At 31.7% G+C, this 20,990-nt stretch carries 21 protein-coding genes; 9 read left to right on the forward strand and 12 right to left on the reverse strand.

Annotated features, from left to right (window positions below; all coding sequences use genetic code 11):
• Positions 1 to 61: 61 nt before the first annotated feature.
• Positions 62 to 1,293 (forward strand): IS3 family transposase gene (locus KKQ76_RS00145; protein WP_246501297.1). Its coding sequence is split into 2 segments (ribosomal slippage): positions 62 to 410 and positions 410 to 1,293, totalling 1,233 coding nucleotides; the frame shifts between segments, so codons are not numbered across the junction.
• A gap of 27 nt (positions 1,294 to 1,320) precedes the next feature.
• Here KKQ76_RS00145 and KKQ76_RS00150 read toward each other — a convergent pair.
• Positions 1,321 to 1,662: a DUF3276 family protein gene (locus KKQ76_RS00150; RefSeq protein ID WP_213195284.1), complete on the reverse strand. Its 342-nt coding sequence runs from the start codon at positions 1,660 to 1,662 to the stop codon at positions 1,321 to 1,323.
• A gap of 105 nt (positions 1,663 to 1,767) precedes the next feature.
• Positions 1,768 to 3,444, reverse strand: a complete 1,677-nt coding sequence (locus KKQ76_RS00155) for an ABC transporter ATP-binding protein (RefSeq protein ID WP_213195285.1) — start codon at positions 3,442 to 3,444, stop codon at positions 1,768 to 1,770.
• A gap of 121 nt (positions 3,445 to 3,565) precedes the next feature.
• Here KKQ76_RS00155 and nusB point away from each other — a divergent pair, with 121 nt between their 5' ends.
• Genes nusB through yajC form a run of 3 tightly spaced genes read left to right on the forward strand, consistent with a single transcriptional unit; the run spans position 3,566 to position 5,330 of the window.
• On the forward strand, positions 3,566 to 4,471 hold the full coding sequence (nusB, locus tag KKQ76_RS00160) for a transcription antitermination factor NusB (RefSeq protein ID WP_213195286.1): 906 nt from the start codon (positions 3,566 to 3,568) through the stop codon (positions 4,469 to 4,471).
• A gap of 41 nt (positions 4,472 to 4,512) precedes the next feature.
• Positions 4,513 to 4,998 carry a DUF1573 domain-containing protein gene (locus KKQ76_RS00165; protein ID WP_213195287.1) on the forward strand — a complete coding sequence of 162 codons (486 nt, stop codon included), beginning with the start codon at positions 4,513 to 4,515 and terminating at the stop codon, positions 4,996 to 4,998.
• Between the two features lie 11 nt (positions 4,999 to 5,009).
• The gene (gene yajC, locus KKQ76_RS00170) at positions 5,010 to 5,330 is read left to right on the forward strand and encodes a preprotein translocase subunit YajC (RefSeq protein WP_069800706.1); all 321 of its coding nucleotides are present in this window, start codon (positions 5,010 to 5,012) and stop codon (positions 5,328 to 5,330) included.
• A 79-nt stretch (positions 5,331 to 5,409) separates the two neighbouring features.
• Here yajC and KKQ76_RS00175 read toward each other — a convergent pair whose 3' ends face one another.
• From KKQ76_RS00175 to KKQ76_RS00210, 8 genes are all read right to left on the reverse strand, one after another.
• A complete protein-coding gene (locus KKQ76_RS00175; RefSeq protein WP_213195288.1) occupies positions 5,410 to 7,098 on the reverse strand; it encodes a putative transporter in 1,689 nt (562 codons plus the stop codon).
• Positions 7,099 to 7,238: 140 nt separating this feature from the next.
• Complete coding sequence (locus tag KKQ76_RS00180) at positions 7,239 to 8,198, reverse strand: Fic family protein (protein ID WP_213195289.1); 960 nt, start codon at positions 8,196 to 8,198, stop codon at positions 7,239 to 7,241.
• 60 nt (positions 8,199 to 8,258) lie between these two features.
• Positions 8,259 to 8,774: a hypothetical protein gene (locus tag KKQ76_RS00185; RefSeq protein ID WP_213195290.1), complete on the reverse strand. Its 516-nt coding sequence runs from the start codon at positions 8,772 to 8,774 to the stop codon at positions 8,259 to 8,261.
• A gap of 106 nt (positions 8,775 to 8,880) precedes the next feature.
• A complete protein-coding gene (gene aspS, locus KKQ76_RS00190) occupies positions 8,881 to 10,629 on the reverse strand; it encodes an aspartate--tRNA ligase (RefSeq protein WP_213195291.1) in 1,749 nt (582 codons plus the stop codon).
• Between the two features lie 244 nt (positions 10,630 to 10,873).
• A complete protein-coding gene (locus KKQ76_RS00195; RefSeq protein ID WP_246501298.1) occupies positions 10,874 to 11,302 on the reverse strand; it encodes an ankyrin repeat domain-containing protein in 429 nt (142 codons plus the stop codon).
• Between the two features lie 10 nt (positions 11,303 to 11,312).
• Positions 11,313 to 11,516 carry a helix-turn-helix domain-containing protein gene (locus KKQ76_RS00200; RefSeq protein WP_213195292.1) on the reverse strand — a complete coding sequence of 68 codons (204 nt, stop codon included), beginning with the start codon at positions 11,514 to 11,516 and terminating at the stop codon, positions 11,313 to 11,315.
• A gap of 4 nt (positions 11,517 to 11,520) precedes the next feature.
• Positions 11,521 to 12,105 carry a DUF2975 domain-containing protein gene (locus KKQ76_RS00205; protein WP_213195293.1) on the reverse strand — a complete coding sequence of 195 codons (585 nt, stop codon included), beginning with the start codon at positions 12,103 to 12,105 and terminating at the stop codon, positions 11,521 to 11,523.
• Between the two features lie 11 nt (positions 12,106 to 12,116).
• Positions 12,117 to 12,719 carry a DUF2975 domain-containing protein gene (locus KKQ76_RS00210; protein ID WP_213195294.1) on the reverse strand — a complete coding sequence of 201 codons (603 nt, stop codon included), beginning with the start codon at positions 12,717 to 12,719 and terminating at the stop codon, positions 12,117 to 12,119.
• Positions 12,720 to 13,049: 330 nt separating this feature from the next.
• On the opposite strand from KKQ76_RS00210, the gene KKQ76_RS12805 reads away from it, so the two are divergent.
• Entirely contained in the window at positions 13,050 to 13,256 is a 207-nt protein-coding gene (locus KKQ76_RS12805) for a 30S ribosomal protein THX (protein WP_213195295.1), read from the forward strand.
• 31 nt (positions 13,257 to 13,287) lie between these two features.
• Here the strand turns inward: KKQ76_RS12805 and KKQ76_RS00220 are convergent, their stop codons facing one another.
• Both KKQ76_RS00220 and KKQ76_RS00225 read right to left on the reverse strand, forming a co-directional pair.
• Complete coding sequence (locus KKQ76_RS00220; RefSeq protein ID WP_213195296.1) at positions 13,288 to 13,929, reverse strand: DUF937 domain-containing protein; 642 nt, start codon at positions 13,927 to 13,929, stop codon at positions 13,288 to 13,290.
• Between the two features lie 112 nt (positions 13,930 to 14,041).
• Positions 14,042 to 14,560, reverse strand: a complete 519-nt coding sequence (locus tag KKQ76_RS00225; RefSeq protein WP_213195297.1) for a DUF2480 family protein — start codon at positions 14,558 to 14,560, stop codon at positions 14,042 to 14,044.
• 101 nt (positions 14,561 to 14,661) lie between these two features.
• Between KKQ76_RS00225 and lpxB the strand changes: the two genes are divergently transcribed.
• The 4 genes from lpxB to KKQ76_RS00245 all read left to right on the forward strand — a co-directional run bounded on the left by lpxB (position 14,662) and on the right by KKQ76_RS00245 (position 20,977).
• A complete protein-coding gene (gene lpxB / locus KKQ76_RS00230; protein WP_213195298.1) occupies positions 14,662 to 15,768 on the forward strand; it encodes a lipid-A-disaccharide synthase in 1,107 nt (368 codons plus the stop codon).
• On the forward strand, positions 15,765 to 16,232 hold the full coding sequence (locus KKQ76_RS00235; RefSeq protein ID WP_213195299.1) for a DUF1569 domain-containing protein: 468 nt from the start codon (positions 15,765 to 15,767) through the stop codon (positions 16,230 to 16,232). The genes lpxB and KKQ76_RS00235 overlap by 4 nt, the downstream gene beginning before the upstream one ends.
• Positions 16,233 to 16,376: 144 nt before the next feature.
• A complete protein-coding gene (locus tag KKQ76_RS00240) occupies positions 16,377 to 19,082 on the forward strand; it encodes a phosphoenolpyruvate carboxylase (protein ID WP_213195300.1) in 2,706 nt (901 codons plus the stop codon).
• A gap of 116 nt (positions 19,083 to 19,198) precedes the next feature.
• Positions 19,199 to 20,977: a ComEC/Rec2 family competence protein gene (locus KKQ76_RS00245; protein ID WP_213195301.1), complete on the forward strand. Its 1,779-nt coding sequence runs from the start codon at positions 19,199 to 19,201 to the stop codon at positions 20,975 to 20,977.
• The last annotated feature ends 13 nt before the right edge of the window (positions 20,978 to 20,990 follow it).

Raw genomic sequence — 20,990 nt, forward strand, 5'->3', positions numbered from 1 at the left:
GGATGCTTTTTTTAATTTTATTGACCCGTCCTAAAATAAGTTTACACCCAATAGACTTATTATGGAAAATCGAGAGAAGACAGTAGAAAAGCGTACACAACAAGATTACACAATGGCTTTTAAATTAGGTATTGTAAGCCGTGTAGAAAAGGGCGAATTCACTTACAAACAGGCACAACAACATTACGGTATCCAAGGTAGAAGCACCGTTTTGGTTTGGCTCAGAAAATATGGTAATTTAGATTGGAGCAAACCCACCATTCATACCATGTTACAATCCAAAGAAACACCCGCCGAAAAGATTAAAAGATTAGAGAAAGAATTAGCTGATGAGAAACTGAAAACCAAAGTTCTCAATATGATGATTGATATCTCCGACAAGCAATACGGCACACAGATCCGAAAAAAGTTTACGCCCAAACAGTCAGACAACTCCAAGAAAAAGGATTGAGTTTATCCAAAATCTGCAGATTGTTTGGGATAAGCAGACAAGCCATTTACCAGCAGCGCCAAAGATTATGTGTTCGGGAAAAAGAATTGGAGAAAGTTAAACAATTCGTTGAGGAGATTCGTTTAGAACAGCCCAGAATAGGAACAAGAAAACTTTATTATTTGCTTAAAAATAAGTTCAAGCTTGAAAAGATAAAAATAGGCAGAGATGCGCTGTTCAATTATTTACGAAGAGAAAACCTGCTTATTTATCCTAAGAAAAGATATACAAGAACAACTTTCTCCAAACACTGGCTCAGAAAACACCCCAACCTTTTGAAAACGACTTGCCTAAAAAGAAAAGAACAGGTATTTGTAAGCGATATCACTTATATAAAAACCAAAACGAATGTCTGTTATTTATCTTTGGTTACGGATGCTTACAGCAGAAAAATAATGGGTTACGAATTAAGTGAAAATATGAATGCTGAAAATGTAGTCAAAGCTCTGAAAATGGCCGTTAAAAACAGAACAACACATCTTCCGCTTATTCATCACTCAGACAGGGGATTGCAATATTGCTCAGAAGTGTATCAGAAAGTACTTGTTGAAAACAAAATAAAACCCTCAATGACAGATGGCTATGATTGTTATCAAAATGCTTTGGCAGAAAGAATAAACGGAATATTGAAGCAGGAATTTTTAATTTATAAATGCAAAAACATTCAGGATTTAAAACAAATGGTTAAAGAAAGTATTTATATTTACAACAACAAAAGACCACATCTTAGTCTGAAGATGAAAACCCCGGAAACAATCCACAAAAAATCCGGAAAATCAATATCTTCCGGATTGGTATTTTAATGTAAAACTTGTAAACCTATTTTAGGATTAGTCATATACTTCGTCGTCAGATTCGATTGTGAAAGATCTAGACTTAAAGTCTTTGTCATGTTTTTCAGAAATTACGTCCTCACCTTTTTGAGCGATGATAAAATCTGTAGATTCATTAAACATTTCTCTGAAACTTGCAAAATCTTCTTTGTATAAATAGATTTTATGCTTCTCGAAAGTTGCTTCTCCATTCTCACCAAAATTCTTTTTACTTTCTGTAATGGTAAGATAATAGTCTCCTGCTTTTGTTTCGCGCACATCAAAGAAATAAGTTCTTCTACCTGCCTTCAACACCTTTGTGAAAATTTCATTTTCGTTTCTCTCCTTGTAATCACTCATTGTTACTTATTTTAGAAATCCTATAGAACAAATATAAAAGATTTCTTTTAATCTCAAAATAAATTTTAAAGAAATTGAGATTTTAGCGTAATTTTTAAGTTTTTACTAAGTTTCCGTAGTATCTAAATCATTAAGATTTAATATGAAGTCTGCTCTTTTTGCGCTTGATTCTCTGTGAGTTATGATGATAGAAGTGCAAGATTTAATATCTTTTTCTATGTTTTGAAGGATGTTTTCTTCGGTTTCTGTATCGAGTGCAGAAAGCGAATCATCAAAGATGAGAATTTCTGGTTTTTTGATGAGTGCTCTTGCGATACAAATACGCTGTTTTTGCCCTCCAGAAAGCATTACACCACGTTCGCCAACCATAGTTTTATATTGGTCTTTGAATTCTACAATATTCTTATGCACATCTGCTTTTTTTGCAAATTCTTCTACCAAATCATGCGTAGGTTGGTCTATTGCAAAGCCAATGTTATTCTCAATCGTATCCGAGAATAAGTAACTTTCCTGAGGAATATAGCCAATGTGTTTTCTGTATAATTCTAGATTATGGTCTTTAAGATTTTTCCCATCAATTAAAATTTCTCCTTCATCGGGATCAATTAACCTGCATAGTAACAATGCGATAGTAGATTTTCCGCTGCCCGTTTTTCCCATAATTGCCATAGATTTCCCAGCTTCTAGTTTGAAACTTAGATTTTCTAAAGCTTTAATTCCTGTATTTGGATAAGTGTATGATACATTTCTGAATTCTATATCGCCTTTAATTTCATATTGGTCGAAATTTTTGTTGACGATTTCAGATTTTATGTCCAAAAATTCATTCACTCTGGTCATAGAAGCAGCAGCTCTTTGATTAACAGATGAAACCCAACCTACCATAGAAAATGGCCAAATCAGAATGTTAATATACATGAAGAAATCTGCAATGGTTCCTACCGTAAGTTTTCCTTCAAAATAATTTTTACCACCGATGTATAAAATTGCAACGTTTAATAAACCGATAACAAATAAAATAATGGTAAAGAAATACGCTTCTGTTTTGGCTAAATCTAATGCTTTGTCTTGATAATATTTTACTTTTTCGCCGTAATTTTTTTCGATGTACTTTTCTTTGTTGAAAAATTTCACCACTCTAATTCCCGAAAAACTATCTTGTACAAATGTAGAAATCGCACTTTGGCTTTTCTGCATAATTTTAGATTTTCGATTGATAATAGAACTTACTTTGTAAATTAGAAAAGACAAAATAGGAAGAGGAATAAGTGTCCAAAGTGTCATCTCTACATTAGTCATGAGCATGTAAATACTCGTGATGACTAATAAAATCACCAAATTCACTACATACATCACACCAGGACCAAGGTACATTCTAATTGCCACTACATCTTCAGAAAGTCTGTTCAGTAAATCACCAATTGTGGTTTTTTTATAAGTAGTAAGCGAAAGCTCTTGATAATGTCTGTAAATTTTATTTTTGAGTTCGTATTCTATTCTTCTAGAAGCTACAATAATGGTTTGTCTCATCATAAATCTGAAAACTCCAGACAAAACTGAAGTTCCTACGATAATGGCGCCATTAATCAATAAAGTATTGAATAATAATTCTTTATCTACACTTTTTTTATCTAAAACACTTTTGATAACATCTACACTCTGCCCTACAAACTGTACTTGATAAATAGCAAAAAAGTTAGATGCTATGATAAATAGCAAGCCCCAAAATAGCAGAACTCTGTGTTTCCAAAAGTAAGGATTAAGCGTTTTAAGTGAATTCATAGTTGCAAAAATACAGAAAATATAAGTTTGAAAAAGAAGCAAAAATAACTTCTGACTTCATGTTTCTTACTTCCAGCATTTTTTTCTATCTTTGCACCATCTTATTAAAAGCTCTTTGAAAATGTTAGGAAGAAGACAAATCCGCGAAAAAGTAGTGCAGACACTATATTCTTATCATCAGAATCCTATAAAAACTGATGTTTTAGAGAAAAATATGTTTACAGAGATTGAAAAAATCTATTATCTCTATATTTATCAACTCAACTTCTTGGTTGCATTAAAAGATCTTGCCGAAAGACAAATTGAAATCGGTAAAAATAAATTTATTAAGACTGAAGAAGACCTTAATCCTAACATGAAATTCGTGAATAATCAAGTTTTTTTACAACTTGATCAAAACGAAGAAAGACTTTCCTTTAACTCAAAACACAAAAAATATCAGTGGGATTTACACGATGAATTGTTGGTGAAAACATTTCAGAGAATCGTTGCGAGCAAGCGTTACCACGAATATATGGCCGAAGAAAGCCTAAGTTTTGAAGAAGACCAAAAGTTTGTTGGGAAATTATTTCTAAAATATGTTGCCGAAAATGAAGATTTTCATGAGCGTTTAGAAGAATTAGAATTGTCTTGGGCAGATGATTTTCATATCTCGAATTCTATGATTCAGAAGACTATTGGTTTTATGAAACAAAATCAGCCGAGTCATACTTTAATCAAAATGCTTAAAGATGAAGAAGATAGACATTTTGCTAAAAAATTATTACTACAAAGCATTTCTCACTGGGAAAATTCTGAGAAAAAAATCAAAGAAAGACTAGAAAATTGGGATTTAGAAAGAATTTCTTTAATGGATAGATTGATTTTAATTACAGCTATTACAGAGATAGATAATTTCCCTCTCACTCCAGCAAAAGTGATTATCAACGAATATATAGAGGTTTCTAAAGTTTTTGCTACCGATAGAAGTCAGATTTTTGTGAACGGAATCTTAGATAAATACACGAAAGATATTTCTAGAGCATAAATTTTGATTAAATTTGAGGAAATTTTAAAAAATCAGAATCAATGAAAAGAATATTAGGTTTAAGCTTACTAGCTGTTTTGACTTTAGCTTCTTGTAAAAAAAATGAAGCAACAGAAACATCAACTGCTACTACTACAACAGAGCAGAAAGATCCTTTTGCAGATGATAGAGTAGTAAAGCAAAGTGATTTAGTAAGCGAAGCAAAAAATCATGCAGAAACTACATTAGCACTTTCTGAACCAGATTTTAATTTCGGAAAAATCAAAAAAGGAGATGTGGTAGAACACGTTTACGAAGTAACCAACACAGGTAAAAATCCTTTGATTATTTCTGCGGTAAAGCCAGGTTGCGGATGTACAGCTCCAGATTATACTAAAGAACCCATTATGCCTGGTCAAAAAGGTCAAATTACGCTAAAATTTGATTCTACAAATTTTGATGGTGTAGTGTATAAATCAGCAGAAGTGTATGCAAACGTAGCACAAGTTCCTATCGAAATTAGATTCTCAGCAGATATTCAACCCTAAAAAATAAAAAAATGTTTACAACAATATTTCTACAAGCACAAGGTGGAGGTGATTTCTTCTCAATGATTTTACCATTTGTCTTAATGATTGTAATTTTCTACTTCTTAATCTTGAGACCACAGACTACGAAGCAAAAGAAAGAAAGACAATTTCAAGATTCTCTTAAACCAGGCGCTAGAGTAGTAACCACTTCTGGAATGCATGCTAAAATTGTACAAGTAGTAGAAGATGGCGTGATTTTAGAAACCATGAGCGGTAAATTAAAATTTGAAAAAGCTGCTATTTCTAGAGAATTTACAGAAGCTAGATTCCCAGAAACAGTAGGAAAATAATTCTAAAAATTAGAAATTTTAAATAAAAAAATTCCATCAAATTATTGATGGAATTTTTTATTGGATTTAAGATTAATTTTTAAGTCAATAGCAAGATTAATAAACTCGCGGTAAAAATTCTGGCAATGGTAACCAAAGGATAAACTTGTGCGTAGCTTTGGATTGGAATGTCAGAATCTAAATAGTTGGTACTAAATGATAATGCAGCTGGGTCTGTATAGCTTCCGCTCATAATTCCTACCAATTGTAAATAATTGATTTTTAAGAAAAATCTTCCTACAATCACCATCAAGATTAAAGGAATGAAAGTTACTGCAGAACCATATAAAATCCATAGCCAACCGTTATATTTGATGAAATTTTCATAAAATCCTTCTCCTGCATGAATACCTACTGCTGCAAAGAATAAGCAAATTCCTAAATCTTTCATGAAATAAGTCGCTCCGTTATTGATATAAGAGTGAATGAAAGAAATACCACCATATCTAGAAATAAGTAATGCTACAATAAGTGGTCCTGCTGCAAATCCCAGTTTTAAAGGAATTGGTAAACCAGGAATCACTAACGGAATAGAACCTACGATAATTCCTATTAATAAACCTCCGAAAAGTGATAAGAAATCTGGTTCTATTAATTTTTTTTCTTGATTACCAATGATTTTTTCTGCTTCTTTAATACCTTGGTCAGTACCGATAACTCTCAAAATATCTCCGTAGAAAAGTTCTAAACTTGGTCTAGGAATCATTTCTTTACCTGCTCTGAAAACTCTAGTTACTTTTACATCATACGCATTGTACAAATCTAAATCTGAGAGTGTTTTGTGAACGGCAGAAGGTTTGGTTACGAAAATATTTTTCTTGTTAATATCAGAATCAGATTCTATGAAAGAGTCAGTAGAAGGTCTTCCTACTTTTTTGATGAAGTCTTCTAAATCCGCATCTTTTCCTACAATCATAAGTACGTCTCTGTCTTGAAGTTCTGTGTCTAATTTTGGCGAAAAAACAGAAACCTCGCCACTGTGTTTTAATCTAGAAACTACAATATCATATCCTATGTTGCTAATTACTTCACCTAATGGAATTCCAAAATATTGTGGATTCGTAACTCTTAGTTTTTTGTGAACTAATGGTTCTTCGCGATTAATTTTGTTCATCCTGAATTTTCTCATTTCTACATCAGGATGAATTTTTAGAAGAACTTTAGATAAAATAATGACACCAATGATTCCAAAAACACCTAAAGGATAAGTGATGGCGTAACCAATAGTTGGGTCGTCAAATGTTTTATCTGGAAACTGATTTTTTAATTCTACAATGGTATTTTTAGCAGCTCCTAAACCTGGTGTATTGGTTACAGCGCCACTCATAATTCCCACTAAATTTTCTATGCTCACTCCTGTGAATTTAAAGAGTAGAAAAGTGATGAATCCGCCGAATAAAACTGTAGAAACAGCAAGAATATTAAATTTTAAACCTTCATTTCTAAAAGAAGAGAAGAATGATGGTCCTACTTGTAATCCGATACCATAAACAAACAAAATCAAACCGAAATCTCTAATGAAATCGAATATTTCTTCATTCATTCTATAGCCAAAATGCCCCAAGATTAATCCAGTAAACATTACTGCAGAAACACCGAAGGTAATTTTGCCCATTTTCAATCTTCCAAAGAAAACTCCAGTACCTATTGCAAGCATTATGGTAACTAATGATTGAATTACACTTGGGTCTTCAGTTGGGAAAAGTAAGGTTTTAAGCCACTCGAACATAATAATAGTTTTTTAGTAGTGCAAAGTTACGCTATTGCTATTGCGTGAATAATATTTTTAAACTGAAATATATCAGAAATCAAATAATCGTTTAATTTCCAAAAAAAGCGAGGGAAAAGCCTCGCTCTAATTTATAAAAATCAATTTAATTTTCTTTTTCTTTCTCGCTTTTCTATGTAATCTAGAACAGCTTCTTTGGTTGTAAGCCAGTTTCTACCTTCCTTGAAAGCGTCTATTTTTCCCTTTCTAGCCAATAAACTTACGTATTCTTGTCCATAAGGGAGCCTTTCTTCTTCTACAATATTAGAAATCGGGCGATAATTATCATACGTATTATTGAGAGAACTTAAATAAATGTCTAAACTTCTCTCCAAAGCTTGAAGAACTAATAATAAAATTTTAGAATAATCTCCATTATTTGCCAAGTTTAAAGCATCATAATATTTTTTTCTATCATTTTTAAGGATAATTGCAGGAGGAAAACCTTCTCTCATCAATAAAAGATTGAAAATCAAACGTACAGTTCTACCATTTCCATCGAAAAACGGATGAATCCAAACAAATCTGTGATGAAAGATTGCCGCTTTTATAATAATATTAATATCAGAAGAATTTGTCCAGTCGATTAATTCTGTTACCAATTCATCTACTTTAAAAGCATTTGGTGGAGTGAAATTAGCACCAGAAATTCTAACTCCAGAAGTTCTGAACATTCCAGCAAAATCTTTTTCAATTTTTTGTAAAACCAAATAATGAACTCTCATAATATCGGTTTTATTTAAATTATCTTTATCCGATATTAAAGACTCTACAAATTCTATTGCTTCCTGATGATTTATGGCTTCGAAATGTTCTCTCAAAGATTTTCCTTTGATGGTGAAACCTTCTTCAATCACCATTTTTGTTTCGTGAAGTGTCAAAGTATTTCCTTCGATGCTATTAGAATTATACGTCCATTCTAGCATTAAACTTTCTTTAATACTTTTCACAGCATAACTAGGAATTGGGCGTAATTTATCTAATTCTGCTTTTTTTTGCAGAATTCTTTCGAGGTGTTTTTCTAAACCTTCAAAGTGATAAGGATAATTTTGCCAATTCATTTAACAAAGGTAAGAAATTTTTCTTAATATCGGATATATTTAATTTAATTTTATCCGATGTTATTTTCTTATATATATAAATATAAATATGAAAGTAAAAATTAATAATATAATAAAGTAAAAACTTATATTTATAAATATTAAATCATATTTATCCAAAATAGTCCAAATCATTGATCCCAAACCAAAAACTAATCCTGAAATAGAAGTGTATGGTAAAAATTTTTGATTTTTTAAGGTTTTTTCTTTTAATTCTATATCAATATCTTGGATTTTCTTTTCTTTCAATTTTTTATTATGAATGCTTTCTTCAAAATCCTCCCAATTTTGAAAATTCAAAACACTTTCTCCTTTTTCAGAAATACTTGTTATTTTAATTCCTGTATTTGTGTCTATAGTGTTTAAATATGCATTATCTCTTAAATATGTAACGGCCTTATTAAAAAGATTAACATAGTCTTTTGGGTAATTTGGAATATAATGAATAATGTTTTGTTCTAGTTGAGTAGTATTTAAACTTCCTAGTTTTTTTACAACTTTTAGTATTGTAAATCTTAATTGATTCTCATTTTCCATGGATAAAAATTTCATTAAAAAAAGCGAGGGAAAAACCTCGCTCTAATTTATAAATTATTTTTTTAAATCCTTAAAGGTTTCTAAAACCTTTAAGGATTGTATATTTCTACAAATTCACTTTCAATGCCAATTCATTAAGTTGTTCGTCGTGAATTGGTGAAGGCGCATCAATCATCACATCTCGTCCAGAATTATTTTTCGGGAAAGCAATGTAATCTCTAATTACTTCGTTTCCGTCTAGAATGGCAACCAATCTGTCAAAACCGAAAGCCAATCCAGCGTGAGGTGGCGCTCCGAATTTGAAAGCATTCATCAAGAATCCAAATTGCGCTTCTGCTTCTTCCTTAGAAAAACCTAATAAATCAAACATTTTTGACTGCAATTCTTTATTGAAAATCCTTACGGAACCACCGCCAATTTCGTTACCGTTCAAAACCATATCATAAGCGTTTGCTCTTGCTTTTCCTGGTTCGGTTTCTAATAAATATACATCTTCAGGTTTTGGCGAAGTAAAAGGATGGTGCATTGCGTGATATCTTCCTGTTTCTTCGTCCCATTCTAAAAGTGGGAAATCTATGACCCAAAGTGGAGCAAATTCATCACCTTTTCTTAAACCTAATCTGTTCCCCAATTCCATTCTTAAAGCGGAAAGTTGAGTTCTCACTTTATTGGCGTTTCCGCTCATTAATAAAATTAAATCTCCTTCTTTTGCGCCGAATTTTTCTACAATTTTCTTTAGGTCTTCTTCAGAGTAGAATTTATTTACCGATGAAGTAACAACTCCATCATTTTGGAATTTAATCCAAACCATTCCAGAAGCGCCAATCTGTGGGCGTTTTACCCAATCGATGAGTTCATCGATTTGTTTTCTGGTATAATCTGCACAACCTTCTACATTAATCCCAACTACCAATTCTGCTTCGTCGAAAATTTTGAAATCTTTTCCTTTTACCAAATCATCTACTTCCACGAATTTCATTCCGAAACGGATGTCTGGTTTGTCGTTTCCGTAAGTTCTCATCGCTTCATCGAAAGTCATTCTTGGGAATTTCCCGAATTCTTTTCCAGTGATGTCTTTCAATAAATGCGCCGTCATTCCTTCGAAAATTTCTAGAACATCTTCTTGTTCTACGAATGCCATTTCGCAGTCTATTTGGGTAAATTCTGGCTGTCTGTCTGCACGCAAATCTTCGTCGCGGAAACATTTCACAATTTGGAAATATCTGTCCATTCCACCAACCATCAATAATTGTTTGAAGGTTTGTGGAGATTGTGGCAATGCATAAAATTGCCCTTGATTCATTCTACTTGGAACCACGAAATCTCTTGCACCTTCTGGAGTTGATTTTATCAAAACAGGAGTTTCCACTTCGATGAAGCCTTTATCTGAAAGATAATTTCTTACTTTTTGCGCCATTTTGTGACGAAAAATCAGTTTATCTTTCACAGGATTTCTTCTAATGTCGAGATATCTGTATTTCATTCTCAATTCTTCGCCGCCATCTGTTTCATCTTCTATGGTAAAAGGTGGCAATTCTGCGCTATTGAGAATCGTAAGTTTTTCAACTAAAATTTCAATTTCACCAGTTGGAATTTTCGGGTTTTTAGAAGCACGTTCTATTACTGTTCCTTCCGCTTGAATTACAAATTCACGACCTAATTTTTTGGCTTGTTCCAAAATTTCAGCCGAAGTTCTTTCTGCATCAAAAACCAATTGTGTAATTCCGTAACGGTCTCGTAAATCTATCCAAACCATAAAACCTTTGTCTCGGTTGGTTTGTACCCAACCTGCCAATGTAACTTTTTCATTAAGATTTTTGAGAGATAATTCTCCGTTAGTGTGCGTTCTGAACATTTTTTTAGATTTTAGATTTTAGATTTCAGATTTTAGATTTTTTTAATTTTTAAAATTAAATTTCAAATTTTGAAAAAATCTAATCTCATAATTTCAAAAAAATTAGGCTGCAAAGATAAGATTTTAGGACGGAAGATGGAAGTTTTTGATAATATTAAGTTGTATTTGGGTTCATTATGAAAATAAAAAAACCTTTCCATAGTAAAATAAAGAAAGGTTTTATTGATGGTTATGATTTAAAAATCTAATCTAGAATTTTAATCAATTCTTTTTGGTCATATTTTTTAGCATAATCTAGTGCAGTATTTCCTTTATTGGAAATTGCTTTTTTATTAGCTCCATTTTCAAGAAGTAGTTTTGCGAAATCAAGGTTTCCGTATTTTACTGTGTACATTAGTGGAGTTTTATCATCGCAAATTAAATCTAAATTTGCTTTTTCATTGATTAATTTTTTAAAAACATTAGGTTTGTTCATTTTGATGGAAAGTGCTAAAAGTGAGTATGAAAACTCTTCAATTAGATAGCATTTGTTGATATTTTCTTTATTTATGATTTTATCAAAATTAGAAATGTCATCATTCTTGAACATTATTTTGATTTCTGGAGTAATTTGTTGTGCGTAAGAAGCTAATGAGAAAAGTAGCATAAAAGCTGAAAAGATAAGTTTATTCATTTTATAAAATTTAAGGTTTATATTCTAATAAATCTGCTGGTGTACAATCTAAAGCTTTACAAATGGCTTCTAAAGTCGAAAGTTTTATTGCTTTTGCTTTACCAGTTTTTAAAATGGAAAGATTGGCTTGTGTAATGCCAATTTTCTCTGCGAGTTCTTGCGATTGCATTTTGCGTTTGGCAAGCATTACGTCTATATTGATGATGATTGGCATAATTCTAAATTGTTAAATCGTTTTCTTCTTGGATTTTTCTAGCTTTCACAAAAATTTCTTTAATGAAAATTAATATTAATCCCGAAAGTACGTAAAAGAAAGGAGGCGTTAAATCATAAGATTTGTAATGGTAGGAAAAACCATCTGTAATATCAATAAGCAGCGTAGAAATTCCAAATACGATTAATCCATAGCCTAAAAATTTCAGATTTTTTATGATTTCTGTCGTAAATATTTCTTCTTTAGAAAGATTTGAAATTATTTTAAATATATAAAAAAGTAAAAAGCAAATAGACGCTAATCCAATAAAGGCGAGGAGAATCCCTTCTGTAGAGTTTTCTGTAGCCAAGCACATTTTTGAAAAGGGATATTTAAATTGTATCATTTCAATTTTTGTGATGGGTTGCTCATCATCATATTGAAATCCATTAATTGTTGCTTTAGTAATAAATGTATTGATATTATCGGTGATACTAAAATAAGCCATTAGTCCAAAGATCCAAAAGGAACTTATGATAAATCCAGCGATATAAATAGCATAAGGGAATTTTAACCAGTATAAGAGCGAGTTTTTACCTAAAATTTTCATAATTATTTGTTTTAAATTGTTAAATCGTTTTCTGATTGAAGTTCGTAGCCTTTTTTGAAGAAAGCAATAATGAAAAATATAGCGATTCCTAAACTTAAAAATATAAAACTAGTGTACAATAAGCTATCACTCATTTTTAAATTAAGGTTGTAAAACCAGTTGATTATTTCAATCGGGACATAAATGATACTTAGCCATGCTAATTTTTTGAACCAACTAATAGTTTTTATGTTGAAAATATAATCTTTACCTAAAGCTTCGGTAATTTTATAGCATACAAAACTGAAAATTGTAAAAAAGCTAGAGCTTATTAAGCTGTTGATAATGAAACTTTTAGTATAAATTCCAGTTAATAGATTTTGTTCTGTAAATGGATAATAAATTTTAAATTTCAGAACATCTTTTATTGGATTGGTGTATTCATTTTTTGACCAACCTACATCATTTCCTAGAAGAAAGTATTCTGATAAAATATTGCTTCCTGTTTTATACTTATAATAAAGGACAGAAAAACCAATGATTTCATAAATAAAATGAAAAGCAATAAATAAGAAAAGGACTAAAAAAAAGTAACTGAAATACTTAGAGACAGAGTTTTTGCCGATTAGTTTCATAATTATTTGTTTTAAAATTATATTTCAAATGTATAAATAATTATTGTAAAACAATAAAAAATATTTAAATTTCGATAAAATTTATATTTTTGTACATTAAGTTTTTGCGTGAGGGCGTAACCGGAAATCCCGCAGTAAGCGCTGGCAAAAGCTTTGGAACGAGGAATTGTAGGTGAAGACCGACTTTTTGTTTTTTTTGGAAAGGAATGAAGTGGCTAAAAACAAAAAGGCACGCCCAAAAAATATACATTTTTAAGATGATAAAATGCATTTGTGTACTATTTTAATTTTTTTAACTTTGTAAGAACCAATCATTTAAAACTAATTTTTATGGGAAAAGGCGATAAAAAAACAAGAAGAGGAAAAGTAACCGCAGGAAGCTACGGGAAAACAAGACCAAGAAAATCTGGAACTGTAAAAGTGACTGCTCCAAAAGTGGAAGCAAAAGCTGAAAAACCAAAAAAAGCAGCGAAACCAAAAGAAGAAGTAGCTGAAGAAAAGCCAAAAACTACTAGAAAGAAAAAAACCGAAGAATAATCTTCGGTTTTTTATGTGAAATTTTTTAAAATTATTTTCCTCCAAGAATTCCTCCAAGAAGATCTCCTAATCCGCCGCTTTGTTTTTGGTTTCCGCCACCAAGAACGCTTCCTAGGATATCTCCAAGTCCACCACCAGATTGTTGACCGCCTAAAACACTTCCTAAAATATCATTTAGAGGATTTGCGGGTTCGGCTTGAGCTTGTTGCTGAGCTCCACCCAAAATTCCGCCTAATAAATCACCTAATCCACCTGCATTTACACTGTTTGCTTGTTTTTCTTTACCGATGTAACCCATAATAATAGGAGCTAACATGGCAAGAATTGGCCCGATTTTATCCATAGAAATTCCTGTATTTTGAGAAAGTTGGTTTTCTACGGTAGCTTTTTGTCCGCCGAAAATGTGGTCTAAAATAGAACCACCTTCTTGTTCTCTTTCTAGAGCAGATGATGGATTGTTTAGGATAGAACCATCATGGTCTCTATCTAAAGCGTTATTAAGCGCTTCTGCTTCGTTGGCATCTTGAGATTTATTTCTAAGATACGAAATAATAAGAGGAGCAGCTACTGCAGCGAGTGCAATCATTTGAGATTTAGAAATCCCGAATTTGTTTTCAGCTTCTGTAGCAACTTGATTTCCTACGTTTCCTGTGATAAGGTCTAATAAACTCATAGTTTTAGTATTTAATGTTTAAAATTTTTTATAAAGATGTATAAAGTTAGCAAATTTTATACCTAATACGTTATAAAGAATCTAAAATTTGAAAAATAGATCTAAATCACTGTTAATCAAGATTTTTTTTAAAAATAGGAACATTACTACAAGCTTCGCCGAACATGAGCGATTTTACAATTGGTTTTAGTTTTTCTACCAATTCTATGTAAGCATTTTCGGGAATGTCTTCTTCGCTGCAACCTTTTACGAGGACGCGTTTTGCTTCTAAATCAGCGAAATTATAATGAGAAATGGCTTCGTGCATTAAAACTACTTCTAAATCTTTTTTGGTTCCGTAAACTATTTTTTTTGCCACTCCTGTAAGTTTGGAAGTAATTAAAAAATAAGCCCAAATCGGAACAATAGCGTCTACAGAACAATAAACGTAAACATAAGCGTCACGGTAGATTTCAGAATCTATTTCTGTAACTTTTTCGCGGAAATCTTTTTCTTTCAAAATCATTTCCATGAAAAGAAAATCTTTCAAATCTATTCCAATTCTTTTGCCTTTAGGAGAAAGTTCTGATAAATCAAAATTCACCAAACCGCTTTCTGCTACTTTATTTTTTATTTCGAAATCTTCTGACATTTTTTATTATTATCTTTGAGCAAAATTAAGTCAAATTTTTAGAATAAAAATTTTTAGTCCATCTGAAAATCTAAAATCTAAAATCTAAAAAATCTAAAATCTTGAAATACTATATCATCGCAGGAGAAGCATCGGGAGATTTACACGCTTCTAATTTAATGAAAGCCATTTTACAGAAAGACCAAAATGCAGAATTCAGATTTTGGGGAGGAGATTTAATGGCGAAAGTTGCGGGAGAAAAACCTGTAAAACACTATAAAGAATTGGCTTTTATGGGCTTCTTGGAAGTAGCGATGAACCTTAGGACGATTTTGAAAAATATAAAACTTTGCAAGGAAGATGTTAAGAATTATCAACCAGATGTTTTGGTTTTGGTAGATTATCCAGGTTTTAATTTGAGGATTGCAGAGTTTGCCAAAAATCTTGGAATAAAGGTAGTTTACTATATTTCTCCACAATTATGGGCTTGGAAAGAAGGCAGAGTAGAAACCATCAAAAAATATGTAGACGAAATGCTGGTGATTCTTCCATTTGAGAAAGATTTTTATAAAAAACATCAAGTAGATGCTCATTTCGTAGGTCATCCTTTATTAGATGCGATTTCTGATTTGCCAGAAATTTCTGCTGAAAATTTCAAAAAGGAAAATGGTTTAAATGAAAAAGAAATCATCGCACTTTTACCCGGTTCCCGAGAGCAGGAAGTAGAAAAAATGCTCACTTTGATGCTTTCTGTGCGAGATTCTTTTAAAAATTATCAGTTTGTAATCGCTGGTGCGCCAAGTTTACCCAAAGAATTTTACCAAAAATTTGTAGATGATGATGTGCATTTTGTTTCCAATAAAACTTATGATTTATTGAGATGTTCTAGAGCAGCTTTGGTAACTTCGGGAACGGCAACTCTAGAAACGGCGTTGCTGAATGTTCCAGAAATTGTGTGTTACCGAACCAGTAAAATTTCTTACGAAATCGGGAAACGTGTGGTGAAAAATATCAAATTTATTTCTCTGGTGAATTTGATTATGGACAAAGAAGTGGTGAAGGAATTGGTTCAAAATCAACTCAATACAGAAAATTTAGTTGATGAGCTTCAAAAAATTTTGGATGGGCCAAAACGTGACAAAATGCTTCAGGATTATGAACTTCTCAGAGAAAAATTAGGTGGAAAAGGAGCAAGTAATCACGCCGCAGAAATTATTGTTAATCTATGATAAAAAAAATAATTGTACAACTCGCAGAAATAGAAAATTTAAAACCATTTTCCCATAAAAATGCTCCTGAAATTTCAGAAGCGAGTATTGGTTGGCATTTAGAACACTCGCTTTTGGTGATTTCTAGAATTTTGGAAGGTTTGCCTACTTCTCATCCAGAAAAATATCAACCTAAATTTTCTTTGGCTAAATTTATGGTCATGACTTCGGGATATATACCTAGAAAAAAAGGAAAAGCTCCGAAATTCACTATTCCTACAAGTGAAAACTTTCTAGAAAATATAGATAATTATCTAAATTCCGTTAGAGAAAATTTGCAAATGATTAAGAATCTCCCTTCTCAATCTTATATAGAACATCCTTATTTCGGACATTTAGATGTAAAACAAACTTTAAAATTTTTAAAAATTCATACTCAGCATCATCTTAAAATTGCAAAAGACATACTGGCTAAATCTCATTAGAGAATTTTTAATGAAGAATAAATGACAAATAAAAGAGTAACAAGAGGTTGCTCTTTTTTTTTGTTTTAGGGAGTGAGAAGTTTCATTGTCTATACTTATGTATTAATCAATTTCATTGCGTAAATTTGTTAAAAATTAAGAATTATGGCTTTTAACGAAAAGGATTATCAGAAAATTTCTACGGACCGTACATTCATCATTGATTGCTATACAGAAATGTTGTCTAGAATTAATGAAAAGGAACTAGTAGATTTAATCAACAATACAGAAGAAGGGAAAAAGTTCGGAGAAAATGAATTGTCTAGTGAGAAAATTATACAATCATTAAGTATCTATTTTCAATTGATGACATTGGTAGAAGAAAACGGAGCTACACAATATAGAAGAAGATTAGAAGACCAAGAAAAAATTACCGCAATTCGTGGTTCTTGGGGAGAAGCATTCCATTTTTGGAAAAATTCTAATGTGACAGAAGAAGATATGCTGAATGCGGTTTCTGCTACACATGTTATTCCTGTTCTTACTGCGCATCCTACTGAAGCAAAAAGAGTTACGGTTATAGAATTGCATAGAGAATTGTACTTGCTTTTGGTAAAAAAAGAAAATACTTCTCTCAGTAAATTAGAGCAAAATGAAATTAAAGAAAAAATTATTCAGCTTCTAGAAAGATGGTGGAGAACAGGCGAAATTTACCTGGAAAAGCCAGATATTAAAGACGAGAGAGCAAATGTTTTATATTATCTTACCAAGATTTTCCCCAACGTTTTGGTGAAAAGTGACCAAGAAATCATCAATTCTTGGATTGAGTTAGGGCTTAATCCTCAGAAAATTAAAAATCCAGATTATTTTCCGAAAATTAATTTTGGAAGTTGGGTTGGTGGTGACAGAGATGGTCATCCTTTTGTAACACCTGCAGTGACTAAGGAAACGCTTTTGCTTCATCGAAAAGCCGCATTAACATTGATTAAAGAAGATTTAATTCATTTGGCTAAGAAAATTTCTATTTCGGCGGTGTCTAATCCTGTTCCTTTTCAGCTTTCTGAAATGATTCAGGAGAAAGTTTCTGCACTAGGTGAAATGGGCAAAAAAGCAGTAGAAAGAAATCATTATGAACCGTGGAGACAATTCGTAAATCTTATGATTTGTCAATTAGAAAATACCATTACAGAAAATTTTGAAGATTCTAAAACCTATTATAAATCTAGCAAAGCGCTTCAAGAAGATTTAAAAAATCTGAGAGAAGTTTTGGTACAAAATGGTTTCCAAAGCATTGCCGAAGATTTATTATTCTCGGTAGAAAGAGCGGTTCAATGTTTCGGATTTCATTTGGCGAAGCTAGATATTAGACAAAACAGTGCTTTCCATGATAAAGCTATTTCGCAGATTCTTAAAGCCAGTGGTGAAACAGATTATGATTTCGAAAATTGGGAAGAAGAAAAAAGAGTAAATTACCTGAACCAAGTCTTGAGCAACAATGCTTTTATTACAGATGTTACCATTTCTTACGGTCCAGAAGCAGATAATGTTTTAGATTGTTATAGAGTCATTCGTCAACATATCAGTCAGTACGGAGCAGAAGGAATAGGTTCTTTTATTGTAAGTATGACCAGAAATTTAAGTGATTTATTGGTGGTTTATCTATTAATGAGAGAAACTCAACTTCTTAACACCAAAATAAGAGTAGTTCCACTTTTGGAAACTATCGAAGATTTACAAAATGGTTCAGAAATTTTAGAAAAATTCTTGCAACATCCTATCACAATTAGCAGAGCTAAAAATTTAGATGGAAAACAAGAAGTGATGTTAGGTTATAGTGACAGCAATAAAGATGGCGGAACCATTGCAAGTAAGTGGAATCTTCATAAAGCAGAAATTGCCTTATCAGAAATCGGCAAAAAACATAATACCGAAATTTATTTCTTCCACGGAACTGGAGGAACCATCAGTAGAGGTGGTGGTAAATATCATCGTTTTCTAGAAAGTATGCCAGAACAAACCGTTTTTGGAACCGTGAAAATCACCGTTCAAGGTGAATCTGTAGCGCAACTTTTCGGAAATCCTATGACGGCGAAATATAATCTCAATGCACTTTCTTCTGGAACAGCAAGACATATTATTCAAAATAAATACAAAACCGAAAAACCACAATATCCATTTGAATCTATGGAATTTCTGGCTCAAAAATCCTTTGAACATTATAGAAATTTAATAGAAACACCAGGATTTATCAATTTTTATGGAAAAGCAACGTGCATAGATGTTTTAGAGAAAAGCAAAATAGGTTCTAGACCAGCCAGAAGAACGGGAACCAGAACATTGCAGGATTTACGCGCTATTCCTTGGGTTTTCAGCTGGAATCTTTCTCGTATTGCACTCACAGGTTGGTACGGTTTAGGTGAAGCGCTCAAAATTTTGAAATCAGAAAAACCGCAAGAATATCAAAAGTTAAAAGAAGCGGCTCAAAATTGGAATTTCTTCAAATTTTTAATGATTCAGACCGAGACCAATCTTATTTTGTCTAATCTAGAAATTATGAAAAAATATGCAGAATTAGACCCAAATGAAGAAGAGAGAAACCTATTGATGGATAAATTTCTTACCGACCATCAAAATGGAGTTCAGCTGATAGAAGAATTGTTCGGTGAAGCTGCTCTGGAAAGAAGAAGCGGACAATATGATAACTTGAAATGGAGAAACCAAAAATTAGAAATATTGCACCAATTGCATATTAAATATCTACAACAATGGAGAAATTTAGATGACGAAAATAAACTAGAAAAAGACAAAATTCTCAATAAATTATTAAGTTTAATCAATGCCATTTCAAGTGGTTTGAAAAATACTGGATAAGAGTATAAAATTCCTTAAATGTAACGTTTAAGGAATTTTTTTTGTTTAAAAATGGAGAAAAAGAACTTACAAGTTCAATAAATTTTTATATTTGGTTAAACTAATAACAAAATTGCATGAACAAGCAACCACTTTTGATTTTGTGGCTTTGTTTTATTTTCGGGATTCTTATTTCCGAAAAGTTGAGCTTGTCAACTGCTTTAGTCCATTTATTTCTGAGCTTTAGCTTCCTATTTTTAGTTTTTAGCCTTTTAAAAAATCATTTTTTCTTCAAAATCAAAGATTTTGTATTGGCAATTTTCTTTTTCGGATTAGGTGTTTTCGCACATGAACTCCATAATAAAGAACAAGTTCTTCCAAATTTTCCTAGTTCTTCGGAAGTGATTTTTACTTTGGATAAAAAACTGAATTCCAACGAGAAAAATAAACGTTACGAAGTCAAAATTTTGAAAGTTAACGACGAAATAAACCATTTAGGTTTGGTGTTGTCGGTTCCAAAAGAAGAAAATGAACTGGATTTCAAACATTTTTATAAAGCCGAAATTTATCTCAACAAAGTAAAAGCGAATGCGCAGGATTTTGGATTTGATTATCAAAAATATTTGGCCAGAAAGCAGATTTATTTTCAAGGATATGCTCCTAATTCTTTTCAAGTTGCGGAAAAAGAAAACCTTACTTTTTCCGAAAAAATAAACCAAAAACGCTTAGAAGTTTTGCGAAATATTGACCAAGCTAAGCTTTCTGAAAAATCTAAAGAATTTACCAAAGGAATTATTCTGGCAGACCGAACAGAAATGGACCGAGAAACGGTAGAAGATTTTAGCAAATCTGGATTGGTGCATATTTTGGCGATTTCAGGTTCGCACATGGCGATTATTTTTTGGCTGATTTTACTGCTTTTGAAACCAATTTTCCCTGCAAATTTTAGAAATGTTCCGATTGTTATTTCTTTGATATTCATTTGGTTATTTGCAGTTTTTATAGATTTTGGAAGTTCTGTGATTCGTTCGTGTATTATGATTACAGCATATTATTTCTATGTTTTATTGCAACGGAAACCAGATTTGTTACATGCAATGGCGATTTCTGGTTTAGCGATTTTGATTTTTGATACAAACCAACTTTTTGATGTGGGATTTCAATTGAGTTTTATTGCGGTTTTCGGAATTTTTTGGCTCAATGAACCGATTTTAAAATATTTGCCAAAGCCTAAAAATACTGTTCAGAATTTTTTGGTGAATGTAATTTCGATTAGTATTGCTGCACAAGTGGCGACTTTACCATTGGTTATTTATTATTTTCATCAATATTCTCTGATTTCGATTGTTGCTAATTTAGTGGTGATTCCTTTTTCTGAAGTAATTATCATTTTTGCTTTATTGATGACCATTTTGTTGGGTTTTGGCTTTGATATTTCTTGGTTAAATGCTCTTTACGATTCTGGAGTTCAACTGGTTTTGAAAGTGATTCATTTTTTCGCAAGCCTTGATGTTTTCTTCTTTAAAAATATACCAATGCATTGGTCAGAAGTCATCGTTCTTTTTAGTATGATTTATTTTTTGAGGAGATTTTTAACACGTCATCATTTAAAATCACTCATCAAAGTAGGATTTTTGGTCATTTTATTTTTAATGCTTAGAATAGGATTTAACTACTATGAAAATGCTCAATCCGAAATCTTAATACACGAATTTTTTAAAGAAAAAATAATTTCTGTTAAAGAAAAAGATAAAGTAGTCTTTTTTGTGAAAAATTCTAAAAATTTAGAAAAACAGAAAAAGTACATCATAGAGCCTTATTTGGTTGCTAGAAGAGTGAATGATTTTAAGATAGTCTTTGTTCCTCAAAACGTACAATTTTTAGTTATTAATGAAAAAAAATATAGTGTTGAATAATTTATTTAGAATA

Source organism: Cloacibacterium caeni (assembly GCF_907163105.1).
Classification (GTDB): domain Bacteria; phylum Bacteroidota; class Bacteroidia; order Flavobacteriales; family Weeksellaceae; genus Cloacibacterium; species Cloacibacterium caeni_A.

What these genes read in the sequence shown, in the direction of transcription:
- KKQ76_RS00150 (WP_213195284.1), bottom strand. Translation starts at nt 1,662, where the DNA reads ATGAGTGATTACAAGGAGAGAAACGAAAATGAAATTTTCACAAAGGTG.
- KKQ76_RS00155 (WP_213195285.1), bottom strand. Translation starts at nt 3,444, where the DNA reads ATGAATTCACTTAAAACGCTTAATCCTTACTTTTGGAAACACAGAGTT.
- nusB (WP_213195286.1), top strand. Translation starts at nt 3,566, where the DNA reads ATGTTAGGAAGAAGACAAATCCGCGAAAAAGTAGTGCAGACACTATAT.
- KKQ76_RS00165 (WP_213195287.1), top strand. Translation starts at nt 4,513, where the DNA reads ATGAAAAGAATATTAGGTTTAAGCTTACTAGCTGTTTTGACTTTAGCT.
- yajC (WP_069800706.1), top strand. Translation starts at nt 5,010, where the DNA reads ATGTTTACAACAATATTTCTACAAGCACAAGGTGGAGGTGATTTCTTC.
- KKQ76_RS00175 (WP_213195288.1), bottom strand. Translation starts at nt 7,098, where the DNA reads ATGTTCGAGTGGCTTAAAACCTTACTTTTCCCAACTGAAGACCCAAGT.
- KKQ76_RS00180 (WP_213195289.1), bottom strand. Translation starts at nt 8,198, where the DNA reads ATGAATTGGCAAAATTATCCTTATCACTTTGAAGGTTTAGAAAAACAC.
- KKQ76_RS00185 (WP_213195290.1), bottom strand. Translation starts at nt 8,774, where the DNA reads ATGGAAAATGAGAATCAATTAAGATTTACAATACTAAAAGTTGTAAAA.
- aspS (WP_213195291.1), bottom strand. Translation starts at nt 10,629, where the DNA reads ATGTTCAGAACGCACACTAACGGAGAATTATCTCTCAAAAATCTTAAT.
- KKQ76_RS00195 (WP_246501298.1), bottom strand. Translation starts at nt 11,302, where the DNA reads ATGAATAAACTTATCTTTTCAGCTTTTATGCTACTTTTCTCATTAGCT.
- KKQ76_RS00200 (WP_213195292.1), bottom strand. Translation starts at nt 11,516, where the DNA reads ATGCCAATCATCATCAATATAGACGTAATGCTTGCCAAACGCAAAATG.
- KKQ76_RS00205 (WP_213195293.1), bottom strand. Translation starts at nt 12,105, where the DNA reads ATGAAAATTTTAGGTAAAAACTCGCTCTTATACTGGTTAAAATTCCCT.
- KKQ76_RS00210 (WP_213195294.1), bottom strand. Translation starts at nt 12,719, where the DNA reads ATGAAACTAATCGGCAAAAACTCTGTCTCTAAGTATTTCAGTTACTTT.
- KKQ76_RS12805 (WP_213195295.1), top strand. Translation starts at nt 13,050, where the DNA reads ATGGGAAAAGGCGATAAAAAAACAAGAAGAGGAAAAGTAACCGCAGGA.
- KKQ76_RS00220 (WP_213195296.1), bottom strand. Translation starts at nt 13,929, where the DNA reads ATGAGTTTATTAGACCTTATCACAGGAAACGTAGGAAATCAAGTTGCT.
- KKQ76_RS00225 (WP_213195297.1), bottom strand. Translation starts at nt 14,560, where the DNA reads ATGTCAGAAGATTTCGAAATAAAAAATAAAGTAGCAGAAAGCGGTTTG.
- KKQ76_RS00235 (WP_213195299.1), top strand. Translation starts at nt 15,765, where the DNA reads ATGATAAAAAAAATAATTGTACAACTCGCAGAAATAGAAAATTTAAAA.
- KKQ76_RS00240 (WP_213195300.1), top strand. Translation starts at nt 16,377, where the DNA reads ATGGCTTTTAACGAAAAGGATTATCAGAAAATTTCTACGGACCGTACA.
- KKQ76_RS00245 (WP_213195301.1), top strand. Translation starts at nt 19,199, where the DNA reads ATGAACAAGCAACCACTTTTGATTTTGTGGCTTTGTTTTATTTTCGGG.